This is a genomic window from Aliiroseovarius sp. S2029 (genome assembly GCF_023195575.1).
Classification (GTDB): domain Bacteria; phylum Pseudomonadota; class Alphaproteobacteria; order Rhodobacterales; family Rhodobacteraceae; genus Aliiroseovarius; species Aliiroseovarius zhejiangensis.
Genome location: NZ_JALPQE010000003.1, coordinates 61761 through 76563, shown reverse-complemented (window position 1 = coordinate 76563; position 14803 = coordinate 61761). Strand labels below are relative to the sequence as shown.

At 62.7% G+C, this 14803-nt stretch carries 18 protein-coding genes; 1 reads left to right on the top strand and 17 read right to left on the bottom strand.

The window, feature by feature from the left end; translation table 11 throughout:
- The first annotated feature begins 15 nt into the window (after window positions 1-15).
- Window positions 16-354: a TraR/DksA C4-type zinc finger protein gene (locus MUY21_RS07290; protein ID WP_248409667.1), complete on the top strand. Its 339-nt coding sequence runs from the start codon at window positions 16-18 to the stop codon at window positions 352-354.
- On the opposite strand, the gene MUY21_RS07285 is transcribed toward MUY21_RS07290, so the two are convergent.
- The 17 genes from MUY21_RS07285 to MUY21_RS07205 all read right to left on the bottom strand — a co-directional run bounded on the left by MUY21_RS07285 (window position 335) and on the right by MUY21_RS07205 (window position 14669).
- Window positions 335-646 carry a hypothetical protein gene (locus MUY21_RS07285; protein WP_248409666.1) on the bottom strand — a complete coding sequence of 104 codons (312 nt, stop codon included), beginning with the start codon at window positions 644-646 and terminating at the stop codon, window positions 335-337. The genes MUY21_RS07290 and MUY21_RS07285 overlap by 20 nt on opposite strands.
- A gap of 2 nt (window positions 647-648) precedes the next feature.
- Window positions 649-4575 (bottom strand): glycoside hydrolase/phage tail family protein, encoded by a 3927-nt coding sequence (locus tag MUY21_RS07280; protein ID WP_248409665.1) that lies wholly within the window; start codon window positions 4573-4575, stop codon window positions 649-651.
- The gene (locus MUY21_RS07275; RefSeq protein ID WP_248409664.1) at window positions 4575-5021 is read right to left on the bottom strand and encodes an NlpC/P60 family protein; all 447 of its coding nucleotides are present in this window, start codon (window positions 5019-5021) and stop codon (window positions 4575-4577) included. Before MUY21_RS07275 ends, MUY21_RS07280 begins: the two co-directional genes overlap by 1 nt.
- Window position 5022: 1 nt before the next feature.
- Window positions 5023-5985 (bottom strand): DUF2163 domain-containing protein, encoded by a 963-nt coding sequence (locus MUY21_RS07270; protein ID WP_248409663.1) that lies wholly within the window; start codon window positions 5983-5985, stop codon window positions 5023-5025.
- A complete protein-coding gene (locus MUY21_RS07265) occupies window positions 5985-6617 on the bottom strand; it encodes a DUF2460 domain-containing protein (protein WP_248409662.1) in 633 nt (210 codons plus the stop codon). The genes MUY21_RS07270 and MUY21_RS07265 overlap by 1 nt, the downstream gene beginning before the upstream one ends.
- A gap of 32 nt (window positions 6618-6649) precedes the next feature.
- Window positions 6650-7303: a phage tail tape measure protein gene (locus MUY21_RS07260; protein ID WP_248409661.1), complete on the bottom strand. Its 654-nt coding sequence runs from the start codon at window positions 7301-7303 to the stop codon at window positions 6650-6652.
- Window positions 7300-7521 carry a rcc01693 family protein gene (locus MUY21_RS07255; protein WP_248409660.1) on the bottom strand — a complete coding sequence of 74 codons (222 nt, stop codon included), beginning with the start codon at window positions 7519-7521 and terminating at the stop codon, window positions 7300-7302. The genes MUY21_RS07260 and MUY21_RS07255 overlap by 4 nt, the downstream gene beginning before the upstream one ends.
- Window positions 7518-7850, bottom strand: a complete 333-nt coding sequence (locus MUY21_RS07250) for a gene transfer agent family protein (RefSeq protein ID WP_248409659.1) — start codon at window positions 7848-7850, stop codon at window positions 7518-7520. The genes MUY21_RS07255 and MUY21_RS07250 overlap by 4 nt, the downstream gene beginning before the upstream one ends.
- A 2-nt stretch (window positions 7851-7852) precedes the next feature.
- Window positions 7853-8266 carry a phage major tail protein, TP901-1 family gene (locus MUY21_RS07245; RefSeq protein WP_248409658.1) on the bottom strand — a complete coding sequence of 138 codons (414 nt, stop codon included), beginning with the start codon at window positions 8264-8266 and terminating at the stop codon, window positions 7853-7855.
- A 22-nt stretch (window positions 8267-8288) separates the two neighbouring features.
- Window positions 8289-8699, bottom strand: a complete 411-nt coding sequence (locus MUY21_RS07240) for a DUF3168 domain-containing protein (RefSeq protein ID WP_248409657.1) — start codon at window positions 8697-8699, stop codon at window positions 8289-8291.
- The gene (locus tag MUY21_RS07235; RefSeq protein ID WP_248409656.1) at window positions 8696-9034 is read right to left on the bottom strand and encodes a phage head closure protein; all 339 of its coding nucleotides are present in this window, start codon (window positions 9032-9034) and stop codon (window positions 8696-8698) included. Before MUY21_RS07235 ends, MUY21_RS07240 begins: the two co-directional genes overlap by 4 nt.
- Window positions 9031-9642 (bottom strand): head-tail connector protein, encoded by a 612-nt coding sequence (locus tag MUY21_RS07230; protein ID WP_248409655.1) that lies wholly within the window; start codon window positions 9640-9642, stop codon window positions 9031-9033. The genes MUY21_RS07235 and MUY21_RS07230 overlap by 4 nt, the downstream gene beginning before the upstream one ends.
- A 168-nt stretch (window positions 9643-9810) precedes the next feature.
- Window positions 9811-11025, bottom strand: coding sequence for a phage major capsid protein (locus MUY21_RS07225; protein ID WP_248409654.1), 1215 nt, complete (start codon window positions 11023-11025; stop codon window positions 9811-9813).
- 13 nt (window positions 11026-11038) lie between these two features.
- Window positions 11039-11632, bottom strand: coding sequence for an HK97 family phage prohead protease (locus tag MUY21_RS07220; protein ID WP_248409653.1), 594 nt, complete (start codon window positions 11630-11632; stop codon window positions 11039-11041).
- Between the two features lie 17 nt (window positions 11633-11649).
- Window positions 11650-12843 carry a phage portal protein gene (locus MUY21_RS07215; RefSeq protein ID WP_248409652.1) on the bottom strand — a complete coding sequence of 398 codons (1194 nt, stop codon included), beginning with the start codon at window positions 12841-12843 and terminating at the stop codon, window positions 11650-11652.
- Window positions 12844-13042: 199 nt separating this feature from the next.
- Window positions 13043-14392, bottom strand: coding sequence for a terminase family protein (locus MUY21_RS07210; RefSeq protein ID WP_248409651.1), 1350 nt, complete (start codon window positions 14390-14392; stop codon window positions 13043-13045).
- Complete coding sequence (locus tag MUY21_RS07205; RefSeq protein WP_191284667.1) at window positions 14328-14669, bottom strand: permease; 342 nt, start codon at window positions 14667-14669, stop codon at window positions 14328-14330. The genes MUY21_RS07210 and MUY21_RS07205 overlap by 65 nt, the downstream gene beginning before the upstream one ends.
- Window positions 14670-14803 lie beyond the last annotated feature (134 nt).

The following is a 14803-nucleotide window of genomic DNA, read 5'->3' as shown; positions in this document are numbered from 1 at the left end:
GCACGGATCACCGACATGAATGAATCCCGGATCGCAACATATCGCGCACAATTGATCGACGCACTGGCCGCGCTGGATCGCAGCGATGCGCGCGGGGCATCCGGGCAAAAGACGGTCGAGCTGGACCAGCAGGCCGTGGGGCGGCTCAGCCGGATGGATGCATTGCAGAATCAGGCAATGGCGAAAGCAACCGGTGCGCGCCGCGCGGCCCAGCGCACACGCATCCTTGCCGCCCTGGCACGGATCGACGAAGACGAGTTCGGCTTTTGCGAGGATTGCGGCGAAGATATCCCGACAGGTCGGCTTGATCTGGATCCCTGTGTCACCAAATGCGTCAGCTGCGCAAGCGGATAAGGCGCCCGCGCCGGTCATTTCTTGCCTTCAGCGCTGCAAACACGGTCAACATGCAATCGACATAATCAGGGTCGTTCAGGAACGGCTCGGCCACTCGTGGCAGGGACATGGCAACCGATCCAAGGCTGCCATTGCCCCAATCCGGATGTGCTTGGCCCAGCGCGCGTCGGTATCTGTCCGCCGCTTCGGCACGGTGCAGCATTTCCAGCATGGCGCCGGGACGCTTTTTGGCCGGAAGCGCCAAAAGAGCGCATCCGGCAGCCGCGACATCTCCGGGCAGAACAGGACGCATGGTTACAGCGCCACATCCAGCCGCGCGTACGGTCCGGGGCCAAACCGGTCTGACACCTGCGCCACTTCGACCGTGTAAGCTCCGCTGACAAGGTCGGCTGTGCGCATCATAGCGTCATAGGTCCAGACAGGTGCTGCAACCTCGACCTCGCGCTTGACCGACCCACCGTCGATGACACGCAGGCGATAGCGTTCAAAGGCTTCCCCCAACGGGACATCGGTGGCATCCCACGCATCCGCATCCACACGACTGCGCCGGACCCAGCGGATCAGGTGGTCCGCACCAGACAACTCACTGCCCAGATGCACCGGCGCATAGGGGCGCAGACCTATCCCCTTGAACGCATGGACTTCATGCAGGAAGGACGGGTCTGACAGCTTTTTGCGGGCCGGTCCGATCCGATAATGCCGGCTCAACCCCCGCGCCGATGACGCCAGCCGGACCTGCGCTTGGTGTGCGCCCAGCAAAACCACATAACTGCCCACCGGCCAGGACTGGGGCGCTGTGGCATCGGTGCCCGCCTGCCCGCGCAAACGCAAGGTCAGGTCATATGTCCGCTCGCCCACCAGTTCGGCCCCGGCAAACTGGAAAACCTCCCACGTATCCGGGCTGCCATCTCCTATGACCGCCACATTGGCGCCATTCAGCATGTCGTCGATGGAGCAGGCCGACAGAGCCCCGTCAGTCAACGCAACCCGCAAGGCTGGACCCCGGTCGATCATGCCCGAGGGTGCATGGTCCAGCACCGATTGCGTCACGCCAATGATCGACGGATCCGTGATCATGCGATTGACCGCGTAGCCATTGTCCGTGACCGAGCTGTAAAGCGCCACGCGCCCCGGCCACGGTCTGGCCGCAACAGCGATACGGGGCTGGTGCGGCACCTCATCCCCGGTCAGAAGCGGCAAATCCATGAACAAGGGAAACACGGGTGCGGGGGGAATATAGGGTTTGACCGCAGGCGCAGGCTCGACGCTGTCTGATGGCTGGAACAGGCCCGGCTCCACCCGCACGGCGCGCAGGGTCTGCACACCGGTATGATCCACATGGTCAATCCGGTATTGTTCGGTCCCGGCCTCGGTGGTCATCTCGATCACATCCCCGGCCCCCTTCGCCAACTCGGATGGCGGCAGCGAAAATGTCGCCTTGTCCCGCGCCACGCGGGCTTCCGACAGCCAGCGTTCAACAATGGCCCGCGCCTCGACCCGGGTCAGGATCAGCGGGATCTCCGAGGCGGCGACCGACCGGCTGGTTTCATCCGGGAAAGTCGCCTCGACCGAGCGGACATCGTAATCCCCGGCCCCTTCCACATAGGTCAGGCGCACGCGACCGGCGATCTCGGCCTCGGGATCGCGGATGCGTTCCAGCGTGGTGTCGCGATCGGGCGACAGGGCCATCTTGTGCGGATCAAGCAGGTGGTCGGACCGCCCGGTGCGGGTTTTGAAGACCAACATCCCCCCGCGTTCGGTGACTTCGAAACCATAGGCCAGCATCAAGGGCTGCAACGCGGCCCGTGCCCCGCCGACCTGATCGACGATATAGCCACGCACAAGCCCGTAAAGCTTCGAGACATCATAGCGCGTCACCCCCGACCGTTCGCAGATTTCGGCCACGACCGAGGCGAGCGAGCGCGCCGAGACGCGGCCGTTCAGCCAATGTCCCCGGTCGTAATTCGCCCCGTCACTCCACAATCCTTTGCGGTTGGGAAACTGCGGAAAAGGTCGCGCATCCCACGCCCAGACATGCGCGCGGGTCATGTCCAGCATCTGAACACCCGTCGCACTGTGGGTCGGATTGTTGTCAGGCGTGGCCCAATAGTCATAGATCGCGCGCAGATATTGCGCCTGAATCAGATCATCCCGCCGCCCGTTCGAATAGCGCGGCTTTGAACTTTCCGAGCTTTTCGGGTCCAGAAACTTGTTGGGCTGGTTGGTGCCCTTGTCGATGGCGGCACAGCCAATTTCGGTGAACCAGAATGGTTTCGATCCGGGCAGCCAGCCGGTCGGGGCCGCCTGACGCACGCCGCCGACACGATTGTGGTGCGACCGTTCCCACCAATTGCGCAGATCCTTGTAACGAAAGACCCATGGCTCGCCATGCGCGCCATCGGTGATGGGCGTGCGAATTTGCAACGCGCGCGCATCAGACGTTTTGTAGTACCATTCATATCCCTCACCGCCCTCGATGTTGGACTGAAGATAGGCCAGATCATAGATCGACCCGTGATGCGCATCCGCATGGTCGAACCCATCACGCCAATCGGACAGCGGCATATAGTTGTCGATGCCGATGAAGTCGATATCCGGGTGGCTCCAAAGCGGGTCCAGATGATAAAACACATCGCCCGACCCGTCCTGCGGGTGATAACCGAAATACTCGGACCAATCGGCGGCGTATGAGATCTTGGTGCCCGCCCCAAGGATCGCCCGCACGTCCTGCGCCAGCGTGATCAATTGGTTAACAACCGGAAAGCTGTTGCCGGGGCCACGAATTTGGGTCAGCGCCCGCAACTCGGACCCGATCAGGAAGGCATCCACGCCGCCTGCCGCCGCACATAGATGGGCATAATGAAGGATGAAGCGACGATACGAAAACCCCGCAGGGCCAGTATAGTCAACGCCGTCATCCGTGACCGTGAAATCGCCCGGCTGTGCCGCACCAAAGAATGCGTTGACCTGCGCCACCGCCCCTGCCGTGCCATCAGGTGATGCAACATGGCCGGGCGCGTAGGACGTGGTGATCCGTCCGCGCCAGGGCAGGACCGCCTGCCCCAGATTGCCGCTCCAGGGATCGGGCAGCGTGTTGCCCTCCATCTGCTCCATCAGGATGAAGGGATAGAATGTCGCTTTGCGGCCGGAATTGGACGCCAAAGCAATCGCTTCCATCACGGCTTTGTCGGATGGCGTTCCGCCATAGATCGGGCGTCCCTTGTCGTCCTTCGGCACAAGCCCTGCCTGCGCACGGCTCACGCCCGAGACACTCCACGGCATGCTGTCGCCATCCACCTCTTTCTGCTCGACGCGGGGGCGGACGCGGCAGTTGCCACAGCGCAAATCATCACCGAACCACGACACCACCAAAGCGGTGTTGCGGCAGTTGGGCATTTCCTGCCGCATCATCTGGTAAGAGGTTTTGAAATCCGTCAATCCGGACGGGGTGTTCATGTTCGACCCTTCGACCGCGCCGGGCGCGCTTTTGTAAAAGACAGGGCTTGTGGCGAGAGAATATTCACCCGTGCCGGGTATCAGCGCGACGGCGCGGGTGCCGCGTGCCACTTCCCTGGGCTGGTCGCGCTGTTCGGGGCGGAACACCTCGAAGCTGAATTGCGGCACACGGTTGCCGAACTGGCCCAAGGGCAAGTCTTCGATCACCACATAGGCGACGCCGCGATAGGCCGGTGCCTTGCCCGCCCCCTTGACGGCTTCGATCTTCGGGTCCGGCAGTTGCGATTCAGTGCCGGTATAGACGCGCATGTTCAGGTCTGTTGGCGACACCTCGTTCCCATCTGCCCAGATCCGTCCGACGCGGGTGATCTCGCCTTCGCACAAGGCAATCGCAAGGCTGATCGAATAGCTATAGGTCGTGACCTCGGGTTCAGGCGGGGATGGCATCCCCTTGCCCCCACCACCACCGCCAGTGGTCGTGACCGATTCCTTGAAGCGCGTGGCCCAGATCACCTGCCCGCCCAAACGGGCGCGGCCAAAGACCATCGGGATCGCGGCCCCCTCGGACGCACCGGTCAGGCGCATCCGGTCGACCTTGCCGGTCTCGACAGGCTCCGAGCCTTCGCCCAGGATACGATTGTCGATGACCTGACCGACCGTCGCCCCAATCGCCTTGCCGATCACCACCGATGAAAGGCCAAGAACGCCCCCGCCAATCGAAGCTCCGGCGGCTGCACCGACTGCGGATAGTAAGATCGTTGCCATCAGTTGTTCCTTTCAGGAAATGCGAAACACGCCACGATGCGGCGGGCCCAGGGGGCAGACAGTGAGTTTTCGACCACGCCATGACCCGAATAGGCATGGACAAAGGCAGGTGTCGGACCGGCTTGACTGAGGAACCCCAGATGCTTGGCCACCGCGCCGCCCTGCATCCGAAACAGCAGCACATCGCCCGGACGTGCCGCCGGGACGGGACGTTCGATCAGGTGCTTGCGGGCGGCTTCCCACAGGCGTTCCGCGCCCGCAGCCTCGGACCAATCGGCGGTATAGGCCGGCACTTGGGCCGGTTCCCCCCCTAGCACCCCACGCCACACGCCCCGGATCAGTCCAAGACAATCACACCCGCCGCCCCGGCAAGACGCCTGATGCACGTAAGGCGTGCCAATCCAGCGTCGGGCCTCGGCCACGATTTCTTGTTGCAAACGGGTCAACTCAGTCACCTGACTCGGGGGAAAACGGGTTGGTGCCATCGCGGCCAAAATCCAGCCGATCCAGCAAGTCGTTGGTTTCCTTCGCATCCCCGCCATCGTTCTTGCCATGCCCCACCGGGTAGGACATCAGCCAGTCTTCACCGGGAATGTCGGGAAAGCCGCGAAAGTTTCGGAAGTTGTTGAACTTGACCCGGCAGGTATTCGGCAGCTTGTCACATCCGGCTTCAAGGCGCACCATGTCCCCCGGCACCATGGACGCGCGAAGGGACTCCCACAGCTCAACCGTCCGCGCACCGTCCGCTCCCTTGCGGTCGTTCTTGATCAGTCCAGTCAGGCCTTTGGCCGCACCGGTCAGGACGGTGAGCCTGCCCCGTTCAAACCACCGGTTGGGATAAAGCGCCATATCCGAGAACTGAAACGTGGTCTCATGCGTGTTTTCCCCCACCGCGATGTCCAGCCGATATCCAGACTGGTTCAGATTGAACCGGCACGACCCATCCCCCAGAACCGCGGAACACGGCATCTGATAGACGCGCCCCTGCGGTTGGTTCAGTTTTTCGGACAAGCCGTTCAGTTCAGCGCGGAACCCACCGGCTTCGCGGGCAAGCTCGCCCACCGTACCGCGAAAGCGCAGAAAGCGTTGGCTTGTGTCCACCCAATTGACCAGCCAGGCTTCAACCTCGGCCCCGTCATAGCGGCCCGCGCGAATGTCTTGTTCCGAGATCGAGGCGTCATTCAGAACGCCCAAAGCCTCGGTGTTGTCAACCGACAGACCGGTGGTCTGGCTCAGCGCATGGGCGGTCATGCCGGTGTCGGCGCGAAAGGTCACGCCGTTCATCACCAGATCCAGATCGTGATCCGTGAAGCCATGCACAACCCCATCGCGCCGCGTGACCTTCCAAAGTCGCGCGACCGTGGTGACACCTTGACCCAGATGGGCTTCGAATTCAGAGGACAACGCCATCAGACCCGCACCTCCACAACCGGCACATTCGGCGCATCACCCGCCTGAAACGAGGCAACCGATGTGTGAATGCGATCGGTGTCAAACCGCACCGGCACGTCAAATTCGTATCCCGCCGTCACCTCGGCCCCGGTTTCAGGGGCGGTCATGAAGGTCACCATCCCGGTGGTGTAATCCACGGTGAAATGCGTGCCCTCGCTCAGCGGATCGCCCTTCAGGCCCAGTTTGACCGTGCCGTCCACAGGTTTCTGAATGGGCCGGGCATAGGTCTGCTCTCCGGAACGATAGGTTTTGATCAGCGGAAACTCGAATGTTTCGCCATCGCCCCAGGCGATGATCTGATCGGTGTATTCCGGGGGGTGCGACGGTAGACTGCTTTTGTAATCCGACCAGTCCTTCCAGCGAAACCCGACAAGCTGCCCGCGCCGTGCCTCGAAGAACGCAATCAGCGTTTCAACATCGTCGAGCGACCGCATCCCGATCCCCGCGTCATAGCGGCGGCGCGAATGCTCCCACGGGGTGTTGCGTTCCTCGAACCCGTTGGCAAGAGTCACAACCTCGGTGCGCCGTTCCGGGCCACCAACGGACCCGAAGCTCAGATTTGCCGGAAACCGGATCTCGTGAAAAGACATGGGGAAACCCTCCTAGGTTCGAAATGACTGGGTTAACGGTGGCGCTGACCACGTGACAATGCGCGCGACATTTGCGCGGCGATCTGGCTTTGCGACCGCCGAAACCCTTCGACGTCAGGGGTCGAGATGTTCATGGTGATATTGACAGGGCGACCGCCGCCCCCGGCCTGCACGCCCAATCGGCCATCGGCCCCACGCGCCAGCGGCATGATCGCTTCTGGCCCCGCCTCGCCCATCAGGCCGGTGGCGCTGCGCATCGGAAACGTCGTCGCGCTTGAGACCACGCCGCCCTTGGCAAAGGGCACCACGCGCCCTTGCGCAAAGGCCCCACCCTTTTCAAACGGCAGGAAGGCGTTGGTCACGGCCCCCACCGCTTGCCCCAAAATATCGCCGAAATGTCCCGTGACGGGCTTGATTGCAGCATTATAGGCCGCCTGCGACATGGATTGCGCCACACCCTTCAACGCATCCGACAGCTTCATGCCATCAAAGACCAGACCATCAAACGCCTTGCGCAGACCCGACGAAATGCCGGATGACAAGGTGTTCACATCCGCGCTCAGGTCCGAGACAGTCGAATGCATGCCCTTCAGTTCGAACACGAAGCCTGCGGTCATCGCTTGCGCGCCGCCCAGGGCCGTTTCCAGCGCATCCAGTTGTTCATCAAAGCTGTCCAGACCGTTCATGGTTGTTCTCCTTCAGTCGGGTATTTCGGGGCATCCGGAAATGCCAACGCCAGTTCTTCCAGCCGCGCCCGCAGACACGGTGCAGGTTGGTTATCCAGCCCTGCCATCACGATCAGTTCGACCGGGGTCAGCGTCCAGAATTGATCCGGGCGCAATCCAAGCCGCCCCAGCCCCAGCCGCATCAGGCCGGGCCAATCGAAGGCAGGGCCAGACCTCATGGTTGCGCCTCTTCCGGGGCGGGTGTGGCAAAGGCCCGGCTCAGAAGCTGCCCCGCCGCCTGCGCCGCGCGCACCGGGCCACCGGCAATCTCAGCCGCCAGCAGGTCCTGCGCGCGGCCTTGCCAGCCGCCGCCCCGCAATCCAGCCACGATCAGAGCCAGCACATCTCGGCTCGAAAACGCACCGCTCTCGAACCGTTCCACCAACCCGATGATCGTGTCCTCGCCCAACTGCGTCTCTAGCTCGGCCAGCGCGCCCAAGGTCAGCTTCATGACATGCGCCTTGCCGTCGATGGTCAGCGTGACCTCGCCTGTCCAGGGGTTTGCCATGATCACAGCGCCGTAAAGCTCAGCTCACCCGCCGAGGCCATCGACAGCTCATATGTCGCCTCGCCATTATGCGATCCTGCATATTCGACCGCTGTGATCATGAACGGCCCCTTGACCACGCCGAAGTCGGGCACGATCACCTGGAAGTCCGGCACCTCGTTGTCAAAAAAGATCTGCCGCGCCCGCTCGTCTGTCGTTGCATCCTTGAACACGCCCGAGCCCGAGATCGAGGCAGATTTCACACCTGCGCCCCCCAGCAACTCGCGCCAGCCGCCCGTGCTTTCCAAACTGGTCACATCAACGCTTTCCGCATTGAAGCTCAGACGCGTGGCCCGAAGGCCCGCAATGGTCTCGAACACGCCGCTGCCGGTCATGTCGAGCTTGATCAATAGGTCCTTGCCGTTTTGCGCAGCCATGGGATCACTCCGTTATTGAGGGTTAGTCGTCTTGAACACGGGCGCGGAAGAACAGGTCGATCCGGCGCACATCGGCGTCTTCGACCCGCCGCGCCCGCGCACGATGGAAATTCAGGGAAACAAGCTGGCCCCGCGCCAATGTCATCGAGGCATCGACCAGCGCATCGCTGACAGCGGCGGCCACCTGCTTGGCGCTTTGAAAGCCCGCTTCATCCGTCACCACGCTGACGGTGATTTCGTGCATGGCGCCATGCCCGGTCATGTCGGACCGTTCGCGCACATCCTCGGGGCCGAGGCTGACATAGGTGCCGGTGATGATCCCCGCAGGCACCGCGTCATAGATCGCACCGGCGACAAGCGTCGACAGGGCCACATCGCCGGTCAGCCGCTGGTACACGGCCTGCTGCAAGGCGGCTGAAACACCATAGCTCATGCCGACACCTCCTCTTGGGCGAAACAGGTCAGGTAATGGGCGCTGGCATCAGCCTCGGTCACGGCCAAGATGCGAAACAGGCGCGATCCGGCGCGAAACCGTTGATCCGGTTGGGGACGCGACGGGGCACCATCCGGGGCGGCCCGCACCGTGATGCGAAACGCGATGGTTGAGACCGTGGCAAACCCGGCGGCTCGTTCGCGGCCCGTGCGCGGCTTGATTTCGGCCCATAGCTCGCCCAAAGCCTGCCAGCTTTGGGTGAATCCCCCAGCCCCATCCGGTGTGCGCACCGGCGCTTCAAGTGTCAGCTTGCGGTTCAGAACCGGCGGTTTCATCGGGCACCTCCACCGCCAAACAGGCGCACGGTGCGATAACGCTGGATCAACGACGACACAGCGGATGGCCACGGGGCTTGCCCAATCGAGGCCCCACCGGCCTCGGACCGGTTTTCATAATAGCTTGCCGCCAAAAGCATCACGGCCTGGGCCAGATCCGCGGGCATATCGGCCCAGCTGGCACCAAATCCCGCGTCAAATCCGATCACAACCTGTCCACCAACCGGGATGGCTGGCAAACACAGGCCCGTCGACACCAATCGTGGCCGGTGCAGATCGGGCTCCAGCACATAGCGGGCGGTGTTGATCACCTCTTCACCGCCAAGGCGATCCACGATCTTCAGGCCGGTGATCTGGCTGACTGGGGCCACCGGCAGGGCTTGCGTGGCCAGATCGCGCCAGGCGGTCAGGGTCCAGGTAAAGCTGCGGGACAAGAGGATTTTGCCAGTGCGGGATTCGATGGCCGCGATGGCGGCCCTCAGATAGCTCTCCAGCACCGTATCCTGCACCCCGTCATCGGCAAACCCGGTGCCCAGCCGTAAGTGGTCCTTGAATTGGGCGACCGGTAGGACCGCGCCCGGCACAGTGGTCTGCTCGACTAACATCATGGATCATCTCCGAAATTCGGGTCCCTCACGTCACTTGGGTTAAGATGGGCGCGCACCGTCCGCGTTGCTCGGACGGAGGGGGAGCAGCTAGACAACACGGGGTGAGGTCGGCGCGCGCCCGGTCCCGCACCTGCCAGACGGCAGAATGCGGAGCTCGGGTTCAGGCTCTTACGAGACCGAGAACTTCAGAAGCTTGATCGCCGCGAAGTCGCTGACATCGCCGCCCACACGCTTGGTCGCATAGAACAGCACATGCGGCTTGGCCGAGAACGGATCACGCAGGATGCGGGTGTCGGGACGTTCGGCAATCGTATAGCCCGCCCCGAAGTCACCAAAGGCAATCGGGGTCGCGTCGGTGCCAATGTCCGGCATGTCTTCGGCGATCAGAACCGGATAACCCAGCAGACGCGCGGGTTCCCCGGCAGCCAGACCGTCCGACCACAGGAAGCGGCCATCCATATCCTTCATCTTGCGCACAGCCCCGGCGGTTTTCGAGTTCATCACGAACTTCGCACCCGCGCGGTATTCGGCATCCAGCGCATAGACCAGATCAATGATCGCGTCCGCCGGGTTCGAGGCGTCGAAATCGCCCGACGTGCCGGTCACGATGTAACCGATATTGCCCCAAGTCCAGATGTCATTATCGACGGTGGGATGTGCCAGGATACCCTTGGGCTTGTCGATCCCGTCCCCCGAAATGAAGGCCCCGGCTTCGGCGCGAGCGAACTTGTCTGCAATCCGGCCCGCCAACCAGGTCTCGATCTCGAACGCGCTGTCGTCCAGAAGACGCTGCGACGCCTTGGGCAAGGCCGACAACTCGTGCAGCGGAATGGTGATCCGCTCAATCGAAGGCGTGCCGGTCTCGACCGAAGGATCCGTTTCCGTGGCCCAGCCCGAGCCGACATCGGAATGGTCGATCAGAACGTCATACGAGGTCGCTTCGACATTCACCACATTCGCCACGGCGCGCAGCGACGCGGTGGATTTCAGAACGCTCTGAATGGTGTCGGCGGTCTGCGGATCGACCAGATAGCCACCGTCCCCGGCAACCGCTGTCGACATGGCCTTGCCATCCAGTTCCAGACCGCGCAGCCCGTCATCGTCACCCGACCGCAGATACGCTTCAAACGCTTTCTGATGCGGGGCTTCCAGATCGGCAGCGGCGGCAAGATGCGGACGCGCCGCAGGGGACTTGGAGGTGAAGTTTGTTTTGCGATCCAGCATGGTCAGTCGCTCTTCCTGTTGTTGAAGTTTGATGGAAATATCGTCATGAAACGCATTGATATCGCTCATGAAGCCAGCCAGCGCGGTCTTCACCTCGGCGGCCGGTGTGGCGTCCGTCGCGGCCGACTGGCCCAGAGCCTTCGTCTCGGTCTTGCTCATGTGTGTGTCCTTTTCAGAGGGTCAGATCGCTGGCACGGCGATATCGGGCCAGCATATGGCGCGCTTCGTCGATCGAAGCGGCCAGTTCACGCAGGGCGGTATTGTGAACGGCAGGCAGATCGCCTTTCGCCCCCACCCGCGCCGTCGGAAGCATCGGGAAGGTGACAAGCGACACCTCCCACAGCTCCAACTCGGTCAAAAGCCGTTGGCCCTTGTCGTTCTTGGTGGCCCGCTTGGTGCGATAACCGATGGACAGTCCATCAATCGCACCCGCTTCGATCAGCGCAGCGGCCTCCCGCCCCTTGGCGACATCGGTCAGAATGCGCCCCTTGACATAAAGGCCCCGCGCGTCTTCGCGCACCTCGTCCCAGACGCCGATAGGCTGTGCCGGGTCGTGCTGCCACAGCATCTTCACGCCGCGATCCGTTGCCTTCAGCGCACGCAGGGATTTGCCATAGGCGCCGGGGGCTACAATATCGCCACCCGTGTCGCATTGATCGAAAAAGCTGGCATAGCCTTCGATCAGAATGCCCTCGTCCACTTCGGACGTTTCGCCCAACTTGACGAATTTGTGCTCAAGCCCAAGATCGGGCCGGAAATCGCTCATCTGCTTTTCCTCGTTGGTTATGCGTTGTCGGATGTCAGGGGCGGCAGGCCCAGAAGGCTGCGTTTCTCGGCATCTGACAGAAAACTGGCGTCAGCCACGCGGCGCCATTGCTGATCCCGTTCAGCGGCCAGAGCCGGCACCTGATCCAGGTCAGGTTTCAGGATCACCGTTTCACCCGTGAACCCGGCCAGCCAATGGCCCACACTGGCCGCGACCCGCGACACCAAGGGCACCACGGTCAGGCGATAAAACGCCCGGCTGGCCTCCTGGTAGTTCGCATAGGTCGCATCGCCCGGAATACCGATCAGCATCGGCGGCACCCCGAAGGCCTGCGCGATCTCGCGCGCGGCGGCTTCCTTGGTTTTCTGAAATTCCATGTCCGAGGGACTGAATCCCATGGGTTTCCAGTCCAACCCGCCCTCCAGCAACATCGGCCGCCCGGCATTACGCGCACCTACGTGATGGGTCTCCATCTCGGCCAGCAGGCGATCATACTGATCCGCACTCAGCTGCGCCTGCCCATCGGCCCCGTTGTAAACAATGGCGCCCGATGGTCGCGCGGCGTTGTCCAGTAGGGCTTTCGACCAGCGGCTGGCCGCATTGTGCACGTCGATCGCCGTAGCGGCCGCCTGCAAGGGCGACAGTCCGTAGTGATCGTCCTGCGGGTGGAAGGCCTTCACATGGCAGATCGGGGTCGTGCCCTCCCCCACGTGAAACCGATGCTTGCGCGCGCCGACCGTATAATCATAAGCCACCGGCCAGCCATCCGCCCCGGGCACGAGGCTCATCCGGTCGGACCGGAGCACATGCAACTCACCCGGCAGCCCATCCTGCCTGGAAACAGCCTCGAAATACCCGTTGCCGGTCAGCAGCAATTGCCCGAAAAAGGCTTCGAACAGCTCGGCCCGGCCCTGCGCGGCATTTGGGCGTGCCAGAAGGTCAAGCAGCGGGTGGGTGTCGAACCTCTGGCTTTCATCCTGCAAGACCAGCGGCAGCGCGGCAGCGGCTTCGGCAATCAGTTTGACCGACCGAAAGCCGACCGGATTGGCGGCAAAGCCCGTTTTGGTCAGGCTGACAACATCACGCGGGCTCCAGGCCACCCGGCCCGCGCCCCCATAGGCAATGACCGGACCCGTCGCCGAGGCTTTGGTTTCGGTCGGTTGTGCCGCCATATGTGCTGCGTCACCCCGCTTGAGAAAGTCGAATACCATGGGCGGATGCTCCTCGCGTTCTGTCCTTGTTGGGGAAGGTTCCCCGGCAAATCTGTCCCGCCCGGTCGCCTGCCTGTCGCAGCGCCGGTCGGCGAAACTTTCGTCTCAGTGATGGTCAGGTCAGGGTCGCTTGAGCGTTACCGTTCTGGACCCTGCCTTTCGATGTTTTGCACTCTGACATCCAAGGTTAAAAAACAGTTTAACCAAGCGAACGCACCTGCGGATGGCGGTATTTGGCAACGGGTTCGATGATCAACTCGTGCAGGGCCCAAACCAGCGCATCAACGCGGTCGGGGCTTCCCTTGCCCTCGTATCCTTGCATCGTCATGCGGCACATCTCGTCTTCCAGCGCAGGCATCGAGGCGGCATGGGACACACGCCCCTGCTCATATAGCGCCGCAACGGGCTCGGCGCGGGCCGATTTGCCACGCGTGGCGCGCACCGCCCGAAACGGCACAGTCGGGTCGATCTGCCGGATCACGCTCTCCACCAGATCTCCGCCCTGGTTGACCTCGGCCACCAAACGGTCGGCACCGTGGCGTTGCATCGCCACAATCGCCGCTTCCGCCCATTGTGTCGGGCTGGCCGCCGAGACACTGGCATCCTCCAGCACCACGGCACGCCAATTGCCCGGTGCGCCTTGGGCCATGACACCCGCCACCACGATCCCACAGGCGTCCGATCCTTTGTGGCCCGTCACCGGCGGGTCAACAGCAACCACGATGCGGTCGAACTCTGGCAAATCGCCTGTAATGCGCGCCGCATCCAGCCCCGCAACGGTCCACAAAGCCCCCTCGACATCTTCAAGCAAGACGCCGTCCAACTCCTGCCGTCCAAGGCTGGTATTGGCATAGCGGCTGCGCACCTCGTCCAGGAAGCTCTTTGCCAGATAGGCGCGATTGGCTTCCGTAGGGGCTTGTGTCGTCACCGTCGTCGGATTGTTCAGGATCGCCTTCAACACCCCCACATTGCGTGGTGTCGTGGTCACGCATTGCCGTGGGTGATCGCCCAGCCGCAATCCGAATTGCAGCATGTCCCATGTATCCTCGGCCTTCTTCCACTTGGCCAGTTCATCCACCCAGGCCGCATCGAATTGCGGACCGCGCAGACTTTCCGGCTCATGCGCCGAAAACACCTGCGCCACCGCCCCATTGGGCCAGACCAGGCGTCGCCGCCCAGCCTGCCACTCAGGCCGCCGGTCAAGCGGCGAGCACGCCAGTATGCCGCTGTCGCCGAATATCATCACTTCGCGCACCTGGTCGATGGTTTCTCCGACCAATGCCACGCGGTGGGACCGGCCGGGGTCCAGCGGACTGGACCCTTCGACCTCGGCCCGCACCCATTCCGCCCCGGCGCGGGTTTTCCCCGCGCCGCGCCCCCCCATGATCACCCACGAGCGCCAGTCGCCATCCGGGGGCAGCTGGTGATCCAGCGCCCAGAACTCGAACAGATACGGAAGCGCTGCCAACGCCCCGTCACTCAGATCATTCAGGAAGCTCTCGCGCTCTTCTTGCGTCGCGCAGGCAAGCCAGTCGGCGCCCGATTTCATCTCGGGCCTCAGCAAGGTCGAGAGCCCCCGCTCCCGCCCCGCCAAAGGCGGTTTGACCACTTTGTTCAAGTCGTTTCCTTTCCTCGAATACTGTCTGCATGGCACGGCGCACCTCGGTCACGGCTTTCGCCAATCCCGGTGTGGTCTCGCAATCGGCCAGTTCCGCCGCGCTCAACTGGCGGTCCAGCTCTTTCAAAACGCGCAGAAAAAACGCGTCCGCGATCTTCAGGTACTCTTCCGAAGCCGCGTCCTTCCCCAAGGGCGTGATCATTGTCATTATTATGTTTGCCTCTCATGCTCGTCTCCGCACGAGCGACATGAAAAAACGGCCCCGGGCGGGTGCCCAAGGCCGTTGAAGTCACGTCTTCTAGCGTAAGTCAGACCCTACGGGCGACCGTGCGTTCTGTCAAA

What these genes read in the sequence shown, in the direction of transcription:
- MUY21_RS07230 (WP_248409655.1), bottom strand. Translation starts at nt 9,642, where the DNA reads ATGATGTTAGTCGAGCAGACCACTGTGCCGGGCGCGGTCCTACCGGTC.
- MUY21_RS07225 (WP_248409654.1), bottom strand. Translation starts at nt 11,025, where the DNA reads ATGAGCAAGACCGAGACGAAGGCTCTGGGCCAGTCGGCCGCGACGGAC.
- MUY21_RS07245 (WP_248409658.1), bottom strand. Translation starts at nt 8,266, where the DNA reads ATGGCTGCGCAAAACGGCAAGGACCTATTGATCAAGCTCGACATGACC.
- MUY21_RS07235 (WP_248409656.1), bottom strand. Translation starts at nt 9,034, where the DNA reads ATGAAACCGCCGGTTCTGAACCGCAAGCTGACACTTGAAGCGCCGGTG.
- MUY21_RS07265 (WP_248409662.1), bottom strand. Translation starts at nt 6,617, where the DNA reads ATGTCTTTTCACGAGATCCGGTTTCCGGCAAATCTGAGCTTCGGGTCC.
- MUY21_RS07210 (WP_248409651.1), bottom strand. Translation starts at nt 14,392, where the DNA reads ATGAAATCGGGCGCCGACTGGCTTGCCTGCGCGACGCAAGAAGAGCGC.
- MUY21_RS07215 (WP_248409652.1), bottom strand. Translation starts at nt 12,843, where the DNA reads ATGGTATTCGACTTTCTCAAGCGGGGTGACGCAGCACATATGGCGGCA.
- MUY21_RS07270 (WP_248409663.1), bottom strand. Translation starts at nt 5,985, where the DNA reads ATGGCGTTGTCCTCTGAATTCGAAGCCCATCTGGGTCAAGGTGTCACC.
- MUY21_RS07205 (WP_191284667.1), bottom strand. Translation starts at nt 14,669, where the DNA reads ATGACAATGATCACGCCCTTGGGGAAGGACGCGGCTTCGGAAGAGTAC.
- MUY21_RS07240 (WP_248409657.1), bottom strand. Translation starts at nt 8,699, where the DNA reads ATGAGCTATGGTGTTTCAGCCGCCTTGCAGCAGGCCGTGTACCAGCGG.
- MUY21_RS07255 (WP_248409660.1), bottom strand. Translation starts at nt 7,521, where the DNA reads ATGAGGTCTGGCCCTGCCTTCGATTGGCCCGGCCTGATGCGGCTGGGG.
- MUY21_RS07250 (WP_248409659.1), bottom strand. Translation starts at nt 7,850, where the DNA reads ATGGCAAACCCCTGGACAGGCGAGGTCACGCTGACCATCGACGGCAAG.
- MUY21_RS07290 (WP_248409667.1), top strand. Translation starts at nt 16, where the DNA reads ATGAATGAATCCCGGATCGCAACATATCGCGCACAATTGATCGACGCA.
- MUY21_RS07280 (WP_248409665.1), bottom strand. Translation starts at nt 4,575, where the DNA reads ATGGCAACGATCTTACTATCCGCAGTCGGTGCAGCCGCCGGAGCTTCG.
- MUY21_RS07220 (WP_248409653.1), bottom strand. Translation starts at nt 11,632, where the DNA reads ATGAGCGATTTCCGGCCCGATCTTGGGCTTGAGCACAAATTCGTCAAG.
- MUY21_RS07285 (WP_248409666.1), bottom strand. Translation starts at nt 646, where the DNA reads ATGCGTCCTGTTCTGCCCGGAGATGTCGCGGCTGCCGGATGCGCTCTT.
- MUY21_RS07260 (WP_248409661.1), bottom strand. Translation starts at nt 7,303, where the DNA reads ATGAACGGTCTGGACAGCTTTGATGAACAACTGGATGCGCTGGAAACG.